The 14,409-nt window shown below is 60.6% G+C and carries 9 protein-coding genes and 1 pseudogene; 6 read left to right on the top strand and 4 right to left on the bottom strand.

The genetic code is table 11. The features are described 5' to 3' along the window. Positions 1-14: 14 nt before the first annotated feature. The 4 genes from ACN9MU_RS18730 to ACN9MU_RS18715 form a co-directional block, all read right to left on the bottom strand. Positions 15-539, bottom strand: coding sequence for a DUF4124 domain-containing protein (locus ACN9MU_RS18730; protein ID WP_426318219.1), 525 nt, complete (start codon positions 537-539; stop codon positions 15-17). Positions 540-633: 94 nt separating this feature from the next. Further along, a complete protein-coding gene (locus ACN9MU_RS18725; protein ID WP_426343276.1) occupies positions 634-1,701 on the bottom strand; it encodes a porin in 1,068 nt (355 codons plus the stop codon). A gap of 33 nt (positions 1,702-1,734) precedes the next feature. Further along, positions 1,735-3,048, bottom strand: coding sequence for an MFS transporter (locus ACN9MU_RS18720; RefSeq protein ID WP_426343275.1), 1,314 nt, complete (start codon positions 3,046-3,048; stop codon positions 1,735-1,737). Positions 3,049-3,067: 19 nt separating this feature from the next. Then, positions 3,068-3,565 carry a gluconokinase gene (locus tag ACN9MU_RS18715; protein ID WP_426318216.1) on the bottom strand — a complete coding sequence of 166 codons (498 nt, stop codon included), beginning with the start codon at positions 3,563-3,565 and terminating at the stop codon, positions 3,068-3,070. 228 nt (positions 3,566-3,793) lie between these two features. On the opposite strand from ACN9MU_RS18715, the gene guaB reads away from it, so the two are divergent. The 6 genes and pseudogenes from guaB (at position 3,794) to ACN9MU_RS18685 (ending at position 14,280) form a co-directional block, all read left to right on the top strand. Continuing rightward, positions 3,794-5,254: an IMP dehydrogenase gene (gene guaB, locus ACN9MU_RS18710; protein WP_130312186.1), complete on the top strand. Its 1,461-nt coding sequence runs from the start codon at positions 3,794-3,796 to the stop codon at positions 5,252-5,254. 56 nt (positions 5,255-5,310) lie between these two features. Continuing rightward, the gene (guaA, locus tag ACN9MU_RS18705; protein ID WP_426161887.1) at positions 5,311-6,912 is read left to right on the top strand and encodes a glutamine-hydrolyzing GMP synthase; all 1,602 of its coding nucleotides are present in this window, start codon (positions 5,311-5,313) and stop codon (positions 6,910-6,912) included. Between the two features lie 133 nt (positions 6,913-7,045). Further along, positions 7,046-7,351, top strand: a pseudogene (locus tag ACN9MU_RS18700) (tyrosine-type recombinase/integrase); the annotation flags it as partial. Positions 7,352-7,642: 291 nt separating this feature from the next. Next, entirely contained in the window at positions 7,643-8,755 is a 1,113-nt protein-coding gene (locus tag ACN9MU_RS18695) for a helix-turn-helix domain-containing protein (protein ID WP_426343274.1), read from the top strand. Between the two features lie 1,014 nt (positions 8,756-9,769). After that, complete coding sequence (locus tag ACN9MU_RS18690) at positions 9,770-11,041, top strand: hypothetical protein (protein ID WP_426318213.1); 1,272 nt, start codon at positions 9,770-9,772, stop codon at positions 11,039-11,041. A 95-nt stretch (positions 11,042-11,136) separates the two neighbouring features. Next, a complete protein-coding gene (locus ACN9MU_RS18685) occupies positions 11,137-14,280 on the top strand; it encodes a TonB-dependent receptor (protein ID WP_426318212.1) in 3,144 nt (1,047 codons plus the stop codon). Positions 14,281-14,409 lie beyond the last annotated feature (129 nt).

The raw sequence follows: 14,409 nt of genomic DNA, 5'->3' as shown, positions 1-14,409 counted from the left end.
ATGCGAGTTCCCGTTTATTTGCAGATGTTGTTGACGGACTCGCGCTGTTCTTTGATCTTTTGCGCGCGGGCTTCGTCGGACATGAAGTTGCGCTCGCCGTTCGGGCCCATTTCGGATACGCGAACGCCGCTTTCCAGCATGCCGATATTGCTCTTGGCTTCCGCGCAGTACTTCTTCTTCTCGGCGTCGACCTTGGCCTGCTCATTGGCCTTGGCGGTCTTTTCCGCGGCTTCCTGCTGGCGCTTCTTATAGTCGGCGTTGCGTTCAGCCAACGTCGGCTTGACTGGTGCGGCTTTCTCTTCGGCGGCTGGGGCTTCGTCACCGTTGGCGGCGGACGCAGCCATTTCCTTGCGCAGCTCGGCAGCGGCAGCGCCGCGTGGTGCTTTCAGGATGCGGTTTGGTGGCGTGCCCGGTGGCGGCGGCTGGTCGGACAGTTGCTTCACGCCTTTGTCGTTCACCCACATCCACTGCGCTTGGGCAAGGGAAGTGCAGGCAATCAGCGCCGTTGCCAGCGCCAGGCGGGTAATACGTTGATTCATAGAGGGAATTCCTTGGGTGAGAACGCACATTTCACCCCGAAATCCCCCTGTTGTCAAATTTATTTCCCAAAAGAATCGTGGGTTCGGTGACAGCTCAGAAGCGGTGGCGCAGGCCGACCGTGAACTGGCGGTCACCCAAGCCCGGCTCTTCACTATTGCCCTCTGTATAGCCCGCGCCATTGTGATTGCGGATGCGGGCGTATGAGGTGTAGACGTCCGTACGCTTCGAGAAAGCGTACATATAGGCCAGGGCATACTGTTGCGCGTCCTGTTTCGGCACGCCGCGGTCGTCCTTGGCAATGGCGGTGGCGACAATGGTGTGCGGTCCGAACGGGACCGATACACCGAGGAGGAGGTCGCGGCTGTCGGTCGATGGCGTCGGTGGCGTAGTGCCGAATGGCGCGCCTGAACTGTTCAACGGCGCGCTGTTCAAGCCCTTGTCGACGCCGAGGCCGAACCACAGCTTGGCCACTTCGAAGTCGACATTTGCGCCGAGCAGGAAATTGCGCCCGCTGCCGGTGTTCTTCACGTTGGCGCTGTCGTTATTGCGGTCGTGGTAGGCGAGCCGGATGTTCAAGGGGCCTTTGGCGTAGCCGACCGAGCCGCCAAGCGCGCGGCTGGCGCTGCTGTCACCCGCCACCTCGCCGGCCGCCACCATGAAGTCGGCACTGAAGCCATGCATGTCGGCGGTGCGAAACAGTACCGAGTTGCTGGCGCGGAACCCGGTCGAAGGCATCAGGTTGTTGGAGCGAGCGATGCGGTTGCGCAGCGGGTCGACAATCGTGTTCAGGGTCGTGAACAGCGGCGTGTCCTGCAGGCCGATGGACACCGAGCCTAGTTTGGCGCTGCGCAGGCCGACGATGCTGGTGCGGCCGAACAAGGTATTGTTCTGGGTCGAATTGCCCACGTCGCCGTGGATGCCGCCTTCGATCACGAAGAAGGCCGACAGGCCGCCGCCCAGGTCTTCGTTGCCTTTGAAGCCCCAGCGGCTCTGGGTCGCCATGCCGCTGGTAACGCGGGTCGAGGTGCCGGCCAGGCCGCCGCGGTCCTGTGAAATGCCAAGGTCCATCACGCCGTAGAAAGCGACATTGCTCTGCCCCAATGCGGCGTTGCTGCAAACGGTAAGGGCGAGCGTCGCCACCGCAGTAGTGCGTTTGTTCATGCTGTCTCCGTTTTTGATTAGGGGGCGGCGCGCTTATGCAGGGACCGTGCTGCCACGCGGGACCGGATCTGGCAGGGGCTCGATTTTCCCAAGTACGAAGACAAAGGACACAATGCCCACCAGCAGGATCACGCCGGCAACCATGAAGGCGTTGGCGAAGGAATTGGTCGCGCCGACGATCATGCCGGTCACGATAGGGGCAGCAGCACCCATCAGGTTATTGGCAAAGTTCATGATGCCGCCGACGGTGCCGGCACCGCCCTTCGGCGCGATCAGCGAGGGCAGCGACCAGCCGACCGGTGCTGCGGATGCCAGGCCGCCCAGTGCGATCGAGATCCAGAAGATGGCCCATGCCGGATCGGTGGTTTGCGTCGCGCCGAACACCGCCAGGCCGAACAGCATGCCGATCACCAGCACGCTCTTGCGCACCACGGATTCATTCTTGCCTTTGGCGATCAGGTGGTCGATCAGCCAGCCGCCGACGAAGAGGTCGGTTACCGTCGCCACGGCCCATGGAATGGCTGCAAAGCCGGCCGACTTGATGATACTCATGTGCATGGTCTGCACCAGGTAGCCAGGCAGCCAGGTAAGGAACAGGTAGAAGGTATAGCCGTAGGCGGCAAAGCCGATGGTCAGGCCCCAGACCTTGGACTTGGTGAGCAGGTAGCCCAGCATATTGACGGCGCCGCCTTCTGCCGGGCCTTCCGGTGCGGCGCCGCCGCGCTGGATGTAATCGAGTTCAGCCTTGCTCAACCTGGTATCGGCGCTCGGGTCGCGATACAACAGCAGGAAGGCGAAGAAGTAGCTGAAACTCAGCACCGCGGTCAGGCCGAAGCCCCAGCGCCAGCCGAAGGCCACCACAGTTACGGCCACCAGCGGCACGCCGATCACGTTGGAGAATTTGGCGGCGGCATCGAAGATGGCGGTGGCAGTGCCGCGTTCATTGCGCGGGAACCAGTAGCCGGTGGCCTTGGAGCTGACCGGGAAGGCCGGCGCTTCGGCAATGCCGAGCAGGATGCGGGCGGCGAAAATGCCGGCAAAGCCGCTGGAGAAGGCAGTAATGACGGAAGCCAGGCCCCACAGGAAAGCGCCCCAGCGCCCAACGCGGGTCGGGCCGAAGCGGTCCAGTACCATGCCGACTGGGATCTGCAGCAGCGAGTAAGACCAGGCGAAGGCGCTGAACAGAAGGCCCATGTCGACTGGCGTCAGGTTGAAGGCCTCCTGGATTTGCGGCGCGGCGACCGACAGGCCGATGCGGTCGATATAGTTGATCAGGACGCCGATGCCTAGCAGGGCGCCTATGCCCCAGCGGCGTTTGGCGACCTTGGCGGTGATGGCTGATTTCATGCTGTCTCCAGTGTTGGTTTTAGGCTTGGCGCTGCAGGATCTGGCTGACCAGCTGTTGCGGCGGCTGTGTCAGGTCGAGATAGACGCCGGCTTCGTCGGCTTGCAGCGGTTCGAGGTCGCGCAGTTGGCTTTCCAGCAGCGAGGCCGGCATGTAATGGCCGGGGCGGGTGCGCATGCGCTGCTCGAGGATTTCGCGTTCGCCGTGCAGGTGGGCGAAGCGCAATTCCGGATCGCCGCTGCGAAGCAAGTCGCGGTAGCGTCGCTTGAGCGAAGAGCAGGACAGCACCAGGCCCTCACCGCGTTCGCGGGCGGCACTGATTTCACAGCGCAGCTTTTGCAGCCAGCCCGCGCGGTCCTCGTCGTTCAGAGGGATGCCGGCCGACATCTTGGCCACGTTTTCTTCAGGGTGAAAGCTATCGCCTTCAAGGAAGGGCACGCCAAGTGCCGCGGCCAGGCGCGCGCCGATCTCGCTTTTCCCGGCGCCACTGACGCCCATGACAACCCAGCGCAAGTTCATATTGTTCTCCATAAATCTCCTTAATGGCTGATAGCGCTATCAGTGATATCAAGTTTAGACGAACGCAAGAATTTGTAAACAAATTTGGATTGCGGTGCAGCAAGGTGTTGTTTGGATGATAGCGCTAGCATCATCTTCGCCCATATAGGCCAGAACTGTGCTTGAGGATTGCCGAGACGAAAGCGAATGTTTCCTGTATAATCTGCTTTTGCGCCTATAGGAAATACTATGCGTCTGCTCCAAAAAGCACTCACTTTCGATGACGTGCTCCTCGTCCCCGCGTATTCCAACATCCTGCCTGCGGATACGTCTCTCAAGACTCGCCTGACCCGTAACATCTCCCTGAATATTCCCCTGCTGTCCGCAGCAATGGATACCGTCACTGAAAGCCGCCTGGCGATCGCGATGGCACAGGAAGGCGGCATCGGCATCATTCACAAGAACCTGAAGCCGAAAGACCAGGCGCGTGAGGTGTCGAAGGTCAAGCGTTTCGAGGCTGGCGTGCTGCGCGACCCGATCACCATTCCGCCGGACATGAAGATCCGCGACGTGATCAAGCTGACCGAGCAATATGGTATTTCCGGCTTCCCGGTCGTTCAGGGCAAAGAAGTGGTCGGCATCATCACCAACCGCGACCTGCGCTTTGAAAAAGAACTGGACGCTGAAGTGCGCGCCAAGATGACCCCGCGCGAAAAGCTGGTCACCGTCAACGAAGAAGCCAACACCGAAGAAGCCAAGCGCCTCATGAACAAGCACCGCCTGGAGCGCGTGCTGGTGGTGAACGAAGCGTTTGAACTGCGCGGCCTGATCACCGTCAAGGACATCCAGAAATCGACCGAGCACCCGAACGCATCAAAAGACCAGCACGGCAAGCTGCTGGTTGGCGCGGCAGTCGGCGTCGGCGCGAAAGACGAAGAACGCATCGACCTGCTGGTAGCGGCAGGCGTGGACGTGCTGGTGGTCGACACCGCCCACGGCCACTCCCAGGGCATCCTGGATCGCGTGAAGTACATCAAGACCAAGTATCCGCACGTTGACGTCATCGGCGGCAATATCGCCACCGCAGCCGCGGCGAAGGCGCTGGTTGAATACGGCGCGGACGCGGTCAAGGTCGGCATCGGCCCAGGTTCGATCTGCACCACCCGTATCGTTGCAGGCGTGGGCGTGCCGCAGATCACCGCGATCTCCAACGTGGCCGAAGCGCTGAAGGGCACCGGCGTTCCATGTATCGCCGACGGCGGCATCCGCTTCTCGGGCGACATTTCGAAAGCACTGGCAGCCGGCGCATCGACCGTGATGATGGGCTCCATGTTCGCCGGTACAGAAGAAGCGCCGGGCGAAGTGATCCTGTACCAGGGCCGTTCGTACAAGTCCTACCGCGGCATGGGCTCCCTGGGTGCGATGGCCGATGGTTCGGCAGACCGCTACTTCCAGGACGCCAGCGCGAAGCAGGACAAGTTCGTACCGGAAGGCATTGAAGGCCGCGTGGCCTACAAGGGCTCCGTGCTGGCGATCCTGTTCCAGCTGGTGGGCGGCGTGCGCCAGTCCATGGGCTACTGCGGCTGCGCCACCATCGACGAACTGAAAGAGAAGGCAGAATTTGTCGAGATCACGTCGGCCGGCATGCGCGAATCGCACGTGCACGACGTCCAGATCACCAAAGAAGCGCCGAACTACCGCTCCGAATAAGAAACTCCGCAAGGCGGCGACCAAGTGTCGCCGCACTATTTTTTGCCCCCGAAAATATGCATTCAAAAATCCTCATCCTTGATTTCGGTTCCCAGGTGACCCAGCTGATCGCACGCCGCGTGCGCGACGCGGGTGTGTTCTCCGAGGTTTACCCATACGACGTAGACGACGAATTCATTCGCAACTACGGCGCATCGGGCATCATCCTGTCCGGCTCCCACAACTCCACGCTGGAGGGCGACTCCCCGCGCGCACCGCAAGCCGTATTTGAAATCGGCGTGCCGGTACTGGGCATCTGCTACGGCATGCAGACCATGGCTGCGCAACTGGGCGGCAAAGTGGAAAACGGCCTGGTACGCGAATTCGGCTACGCTGAAGTGCGCGCCCGCAACCACACTGCGCTGCTGAACGGCATCAACGACTTCGTCACCGATGAAGGCCACGGCATGCTGAAGGTCTGGATGAGCCACGGCGACAAGGTGCTGGACCTGCCACCTGGCTTCAAGCTGATGGCATCCACCGAATCCTGCCCGATCGCCGGCATGGCCGACGAAGATCGCAAGTTCTACGCCGTGCAATGGCACCCGGAAGTGACCCACACCGTGCAGGGCAAGGCCATGCTGGGCCGCTTCGTGCACGAGATCTGCGGCTGCAAGGCAGACTGGAACATGCCGGACTACATCACCGAAGCCGTGGAAAAGATCCGCGCCCAGGTAGGCAAAGATGAAGTGATCCTAGGCCTGTCGGGCGGCGTCGATTCGTCCGTGGCTGCAGCCCTGATCCACCGCGCCATCGGCGACCAGCTGACCTGCGTCTTCGTCGACCACGGCCTGCTGCGCCTGAACGAAGGCAAGATGGTGATGGACATGTTCTCCAAGAACCTGGGCGTGAAAGTGATCCAGGTCGATGCGACCGAACAGTTCATGGGCCACCTGGCCGGCGTGACCGATCCGGAGCAGAAGCGCAAGATCATCGGCCGCGAGTTCGTGGAAGTGTTCCAGGCCGAATCGGCCAAGCTGGTGAACGCCAAGTGGCTGGCGCAAGGCACCATTTACCCTGACGTGATCGAATCCGCGGGCAAGGGCAAGAAAGGCCAGACCATCAAGTCGCACCACAACGTGGGCGGCCTGCCGGAGACCATGAAGCTGCAGCTGCTCGAGCCGCTGCGCGAACTGTTCAAGGACGAGGTGCGCAAGCTGGGCGTGGCCCTGGGCCTGCCGCACGAGATGGTGTACCGCCATCCATTCCCTGGCCCAGGCCTGGGCGTGCGCATCCTGGGCGAAGTGAAGAAGGAATACGCCGACCTGCTGCGCCGCGCTGATGCCATCTTCATCGAAGAACTGCGCAACACCCCATACGAAGGCGCCGTGATGGCAGGCGAGGACGCACCGCAGAACTGGTATGACGCGACTTCGCAGGCATTCGCAGTGTTCCTGCCGGTGAAATCGGTGGGCGTGATGGGCGATGGCCGCACCTACGATTACGTCGTAGCCCTGCGCGCCGTGCAGACCCAGGATTTCATGACCGCGCACTGGGCGCACCTGCCGCACTCGCTGCTGGGCAAGGTGTCCAACCGCATTATCAATGAAGTGCGTGGGCTGAACCGTGTGGTGTACGACATCAGCGGTAAACCGCCAGCGACCATCGAGTGGGAGTAGGGTTTCATTGTGGAAACGGAAGTTTCCAAAAATGATTAAATAACAGCCCTGTTATTTTGCAGGGCTTTATTTTTTGGTTTTCAAAGTACCCCGGTTGCAATGGCTGGCGCTTTGCAGATTTAGCTTCGCCGTTCGGGACCCACGGCGGAATCTGCACAACGGCTATCTCTTTCGGCAGGCTATCGACAAATTTATTGCGCTGCGTACCTGTGCCGCCGGCTCGATATACGTGCTGCCTTCACGCTACGATGCTGATCTGCCGATCTCGAATGCCACGCTGAACCAGGTGACAACGTCTGTGTCCCGGGTTGCTCGTGCCGCTGGCCGGCCGCTGGCCGACTACACGCCCCACGATCTCCGGCGCACCGCATCGACTTTGTTGCATGAAGCCGGCTATAACACCGATCGGATCGAGAAGTGCCTCGCAAATGAAAGCCAGGATACTGTTCCGACCAGGCTTTTTTGAAGAGCGCCCTTGACCAACGTGTCTTGCTGATCGATAGACGCGGGTTAGGTAAGTACTCAACGCAAACAGGCTGGCGGAGAGAGTTTTAGGACCTGGGCAGAGCGATGGCAGTGACAGACAACAGGACATGTTGTACATTGCGAGAATTCGCGACTGCGGCGGCCCAGGCAGCCGGCGGGCTCGCCATTGTCCGACCATCCAACCTTTATCTATATGCACGCGTTACATTCAAAGGCACTCCTTCGGCTGGTCCTGTTTCTCGGTATGAGTATCCTGGTCGGGTATTTGTGTGTCAGCCGCAGCTATCACCGCGTCCCATTGTTTGAGCAAGAAGATTTTTCCTGGCAGTTGCGCAAGTCGCACAACGGCAACGACGCGACCAATCCCTTGAACGCGAAAGTCGATGGCACGCGCCTCATCATGGAATACGTCCTGTCGGACAGTACTCCCTATTCCTTTGCATCGGCCAGTCTGTTCTTCACGGACCGCAGCGGCAAACCGGCATTGTTTGACTGGTCCAGGTTCGGCAAGATCAGTTTCGAGCTGCGCTGCTTCCCCGCCGGCACAATCCGGGTGGGCCTGACCACCTTCGATGACAAGCTCTCCAAACCGGACCAGCTGGAGACCTACCGCTCGCCATCGGCATACATCAAATGCAATCAAGACGGAGCTCGAGCCGAACTCGATCTAGCGCATTTGACCATTCCGGAATGGTGGCTCACCCTGAACAAAATCAATCCATCCGACCAGGGCTATTCGCTGGCAGAGGTTGCGCAGATCGAAGTCGGCACCAGTAATGCGAGCCCCGTCGGCGTCCCATCGCGTATTGAGATCGCCAGAATCGAAATGCACGAGCGGAAATACGGCTACCTGTATCTTCTCGCCGCGTTCCTGATACTAGCCTGGACTGGTTTCGGGTTTTGGTTCGTCAAGCAGTATGCGGCGGCTTTGGCCAATGACCTGCACGGTCGGATGCAGAAAGACCTGCCGCTGGTGGCGTATCAGCAGCTGGCGCTGGAGCCGCACCGGGAAAAGGGAAAATCCGCCATTTTGAAATTGCTGGCGACGCGTTATGCCGATTCAGAACTGGATCTGGAAACCGTGGTATCCGAAACCGGCGTCAACCGCAATAAGGTCAACGACATACTGAAGGCGGAAATGGGATATACCTTTATTGGTTACCTGAACAAGCTCAGACTGACCGAAGCATCGCGGCTCTTAGTTGAAAACAGCAACGCCAGCATCGCTGAAATCGCCTACTCGGTCGGGTACAAGAATTCCTCGTACTTCAATAAGCTCTTCAAGGAAGAATACCAATGCACGCCCAAGGCTTTCCGGGAGGCCTGCAAAGCGGAGGCGCGGGAGTCGACGCCTTAAGCCCGCATTTCTCTGGCGGCGCTGAGCGCGCTCGCCTTCACGGGTGTACCCGCCGGCGCCGGCGCCGGCGTTCGCGTGAAACCCTTCTCTCAACCAATGATTCGATTTACGGTTGCTTAACGTTCGTACCTCGAGTGCGACGCCTGCCTTCTTCCGGAAATTAAAGTCGATCGGTCTGCGTGCCGCTCCAGTGAGCCGATACTGCGCTCTATGGTGCCGTATCGCACGCCGCCGGTACGGGCCAGGCGAGCTGCAAAAAGGAGACGGCGGGATACGGGCCGGAATAGCGCGAATTGTGAAGATATTACAAAGGTGCAGATAGTCGCATAGATGCTGCACATCCTTGCATCCAGCGTGCGGCGATGCCGGCGCGGCCACGGGATCCAGGTTGGTGGCTGAATCGAACAGCCGACTGCTAAGAGATCAATAGCAAAATCTGCACGAGTACCGTTACTGGCCGTGCAGCTTTTTTCATCCGAGGCCGTTATGGCATGCCGCAGCCCATTTCAGCGGGTATTTTTGCCGCAATATTCGGGCTACACTCCGCCGACTTGGTGGGCAGGTGGAACGTGCCGTCCCTCAAGCGAAATCCAAACTGTCAATCGACAGCATCGCCAAAAAAAATAGGATGGAGAAGACATGAGTGTAGTGAGACGCGGCGCAGTTGCGCCTGCAAAGCTGGCGGCCACGCAAGTGCTCGCAGGAGTGGCCATCAACATCAATCCGGACAAGCCGGCGCCATCATCAACGGCGTTCCTGGCATTGGCACCTCCGTTGCGCGCGCCAGGCGGGCGAACTGAATCTGGCGATCAACACCCTTAAGCAGAAAGGTGCCGCCAAGCCGGCTGCGTTCGCAGCGACAGCGGTCGAGAGCCAATGCACACCTCGTGCTCATCCTATGCACGGCGATGCCCTGGCGGAGGCGAATCGCACGTTTTCGGCTGCGGTGCCGCTGATAAGCAAGCTCTAGTAAACGCAACAGAGTAGAAGCATCAAATCCTTAGGAGACACCAAATGAGATTCCAGATTACGGCTATTGGGCTGGGCTGCGTTGCCCTGCTGGCCGCCTGCGGTGGCAGTGGGGGTGGGAGCGGCGGTGAAGGCGGAATGGCGCAATCAGTTTCCTTCCCGTTCCCGGGCGGGGAGACGGTGGCTGTTCCGCCGACCATCGCCACGATCACGCTGAGGGCCACGGCCAGCTCCGGCGGGCCGATTACCTACGTGTCGAACACGCCGGGCACCTGCACCGTCAGCGGCGCCACGCTGTCGCTGCTGAAAGCAGGCGAGTGCTCGGTAAACGCCAACCAGGTCGGTGGGAATGGCTACGCTGCAGCCACGCAACGCCAACTCTTTGTCATTCCCAAGCGGCCGGCGGCGGTCTTCTTCCGCAACCCGGGGCCGCTGCCCCTGGACTCGCAGCCTTTGCAATTGGATGCAACGTCCACCGTGGCCGGCATCACCCCCGTTTTTACCAGCAGCACGCCTACGGTGTGCTCGGTGAGCGGGACCACGTTGCAAAAGCTCGCCGATGGGTTGTGCACCGTCACCGCCACCTTGGACGGCGGTGATATCTACGAGACGGCGAAAGTGGTCAAGACCATGCCGATCGGCAGCGCACTGGCGCCCGAGATCAAGTTCTTGAGTGGTTACAAGAATGCAACGAGCACCAGCGAGGCGGGGAAGGTTGAGCAACGCGGAGGCAGCAGCGAGACCGGTTGGTGGTGCAACGGCTGGTGCGACACAAGCGTTACGGCGGACGGCAGCAGCGTCAGCAATACCTACACCTATAAGAACGAGCCCCACACCGACGGACGCTGGTGGAGGGTTTGGTCCGAAATCGACCTGTACGCACCTAACGTGACGCAGATCTCGACCACCTCGGACACGCCGGAAGGCGTGCGGATCGATGCCCAGGCGGCGCTGAAGTTCAACTTCTCGCAGAACCAGGAATGGTTCGCCACGGGCGAAAACCAGGTCGAAGTCGACTTGATCCTCGGCCACTTCAACCGCAAAGCGAACAATGACGCCTGCAACGTGAGGGTGCGGGCGACGTTCAAGCCAAGCTCCCCGGTACCGGCGAACTACAGTCTTAAGCTCAAGGACTTCACAGTCTCGGAGGCGTGTGAATTGAAGGACCTAAGCCCCTGGTTTGAGCTGCAAGACTACCCGATCGTCGCGATCAGGTTCGCCTCACCGGTCGGCAACTTCAGAGTGCCGAGTCCGACCGCCTCGGCTCCGAATTACCCGACCACGATCACGCTGACCGGGCCAATCACCTTCCAGTGATGGCGCAAGGCCATTTACCGTGCCGCGCGGCGCGGTGGGCAGCCAAAACGAAACAGGATTTCAAGAGGATTGAGAGAATGAGGACAATTGGAACAATGATCAAGCGCAAACCCTTGAGGATGACCGCGCTGGCGTTCGCGGCGGCGCAGGTCGCTGCGCTTTACAGCGGCGCCGCGCAGGCGCAAACGGCGCCGGCACCAGCGGCTTCCAAGGAAGAGGAGAACGTGGTGGTCGTGAGCGGACAGCGCGCTGCGATGCAGTCCGCAACCAAGCTCAAACAGAATGCCGAGGAAGTCGTCGACGGCGTCGTCGCCGAAGAGGCCGGCAAACTGCCCGACAAGTCGATCACCGAGGTACTGCAGCGCGTCGTCGGCGTGACGATGGACCGCAACCGCTCGCGCGGCGACCCGGAGCATTTCTCGGTCGAGGGTTCCGGCATTTCGGTGCGCGGCCTGACCTGGGGTTCGTCCACCTTGAATGGACGGGAATCGTTTTCGGCCGGGTGGCCGGGGCGCGAATTGAGCTGGGGCGATATTCCGGCGGAACTGATGTCAGCGGTGATCGTGCACAAGAACCCGCCGGCCGAGTTGATCGAAGGCGGCGTGAGCGGTCAGGTCGACTTGCGCACCGCGCTGCCTTTCGACTACAAGGGCGACAAATTCGCGGCATCGACCTACGTGAACCACAGCGAACTCGGCCGGCAAACCTCGCCCGCCCTCTCCGGCCTGATCTCGAAACGCTGGGACAACGACTTCGGCCAATGGGGCGCGCTGCTCAACTTGTCCGCCAACCAGAACCATTCCCGCAACGACACGGTGCAAGTCGACGCCTACTTTCCGCGCACCGATATCGTCGACGGCCAAACAGTGTGGGTGCCCAAATCGGCCTCGTGGCGCACCAACCTCAGCAAGACCGACCGCGCCGGTGTGTATGCTGCGCTACAGTGGAAGAAGGGGGGGGCTGCGTCCGCGCTCACTTACTTCCACTCCGGCTACAAGGAAACCGGCACCGAGAACGCGCTGTTCACGGGTGTGGAAGATTCCTACAAGTCCAAGCTCATCGACCCGGTGTTCGACAGCAAGGGCATCCTGCAGGCGGCCCGTTACACCTACCCGATCGGCGGCCGGGGCGCGAACAATTTCGTGGACGGCGGTCTGGGTTTCAATACCAACCAAACCTATCACGACAGGCGCTCACAGACCCGCGAGATCGCCTGGAACGTCAAGTGGACTATCAACGAGCGCTGGTCGCTCCAGAACGACCTGCAATGGGTCCATGCCACCAACAAGTCCAATAGCGGCAACATGACCCTGGCCACCTTCGTGCCGAGCATGAATATCGACCTGAGCAAGAATATTGGGGAGATCACCTTCGACGACAAGGCGAAGGCGCACCTGCGCAATCCGGCAAACTACTACCTGGAGATGTTCGGGCCGGGCAGGGACAAGGCGGACGCCGACCTGTATGCGTGGAAGACCGACGTGCGCTTCAAGTTCGACCATCCGGTCATGCGCGACGTTCGCTTCGGCGTGCGTGCGACCAAGCGCACGGCGAACCGCGTCGCGGCGAGCGGCTCGGAATGGTACAGCATCGCCAGGCCATGGGAAGTCAGAAACTCGTCCACACCGGGGCAGCCGGCCTCCAAGACGGACGAGCCGACCTGGGCGTCGCGCGCCAATTTCACCTACCTGAGCGATCCGCGGGTCGCAGCCTTGGTGCCGACCAGCCTATACACCTTCAACGACTTCTTCAACGGCAAGATCCCCAACCCGGGCGCCCTGGTGACGCCGGCCCTGGCTGCGGTCAAGGACTATCCCAACGCCTACGCGCAGGCGGCGAATCCGATCATGAAGATCCAATGCGAGCAGGGCAATGCGCAGTCCCAGACCAACAACGATTGCTCGAACTTGCCCGATCCGTGGATGCCGCTCGTCTTCGACGGCAACCCGGCCAAAACCGCACGCCAGTCGGAGACGACGGAGGCCGCCTACCTGATGACGCGCTTCGGCTTCGACGAGCTGCGTTTCCCGATCGAGGGCAGCGCCGGTGTGCGCGTGGTCCACACCGACACGCGGGCCCACGGCTACACGGTGTTCAAACCGACCTACGGCACGGGCACGGCGCCGTCGGTGCCGAAGTTCGGACCGATCAACGAGCCGATTATCGACGGCCGCAGCGCCGTGGACGTGCTGCCGAGTGTTAACCTGAAGATGGAACTTACCCCTCAGCTGCAATCGCGCTTCGCGTTCGGAAAGTCGATGTATCGGCCGAGCTTTGGCGACCTGAACGAATACGTCGAGCTGTTTCAAAACGTCATCTTTGCCCCCGGCGGCGCCACCATACAGGACATCAACTATCGGGGTAATAACAAGGGCAACGTCCAGCTGAGGCCCACCAAGGCCGACAGCTTTGACGTGACGCTCGAGTGGTATCCGGGTCACGGTTCGTCGCTGACGGGCGCCCTGTTTCACAAGCGATTGCGTGACATCATCTTGCGCTCGGCCTATACGCGCGACTACAACGACCTGGCCGGCAACCCGCAAACCTTCGTGATCACCGCGCCAAACAACGCAGCGGACGGTTCAGTGACTGGACTGGAGCTCGCCGGCCAGACCTACTTCAATAACGTGCCAGCGTTGGCGAGCGTTCTTCCGGAATGGGCCAAGGGCTTCGGCGTCTCGGCGAACTACACCTACATCAAGAGCAAGCAGACGCTGCACCATCCGTACAATCTGAAGTACTGCCCGGCCGCCAATTCCTTCAACAATAGTTCCTTGAACCTGCTTGGCTGCGACACCAATGGCATGCCGTTCACCGAGATGCCCTTGCAGTACCTGTCGAAAAACGCTTACAACTTCATGTTCTTTTACGACAGGGGGCCGATGTCGATGCGTCTGGCGTACAGCTGGCGCGGTCGCTTCCTGCAGGGCGTCACCGTCAATGGCACGCAGGGCCAGGATGCCACCAGTGCCGACCCGACCCGGGCGACGGTTGTTGATGGCAAGACGGTCTATCCGCGGGACGTGGGCTGGGGCTTACCGACCTGGCAGGAAGCGGCCGGACAGTTGGACTTCGGGTTCGACTATAGGTTTAACGAACATGTCCAGGCCAATTTCTCGGCAAGCAACATCCTCGATACCGTCGTTAAGCAGACCCAGCAGCAGAATATCGGCAACATGACCCGCGCCTGGTTCGAACCTGGCCGCAGTTATCGCGTGGCGCTGCGCTACACGTACTAGACCGCGGACCCGGACCAAGTCCCTCGCCACTCAGGCGCAATGAACCTACCGTCCTCTCCTGCCGGCTTTGCCGGCAGTTTCAGAGGCGGCTCCGGCCGCCTCTTTTTTTATGGGTTGCCGATGCCTGAC

Source organism: Pseudoduganella sp. R-32 (assembly GCF_049913245.1).
Taxonomy (GTDB): Bacteria; Pseudomonadota; Gammaproteobacteria; order Burkholderiales; family Burkholderiaceae_D; genus Rugamonas.
The sequence above is the reverse complement of the archived record's forward strand: the minus strand, read 5'-3'. Positions and strand labels throughout refer to the sequence as shown.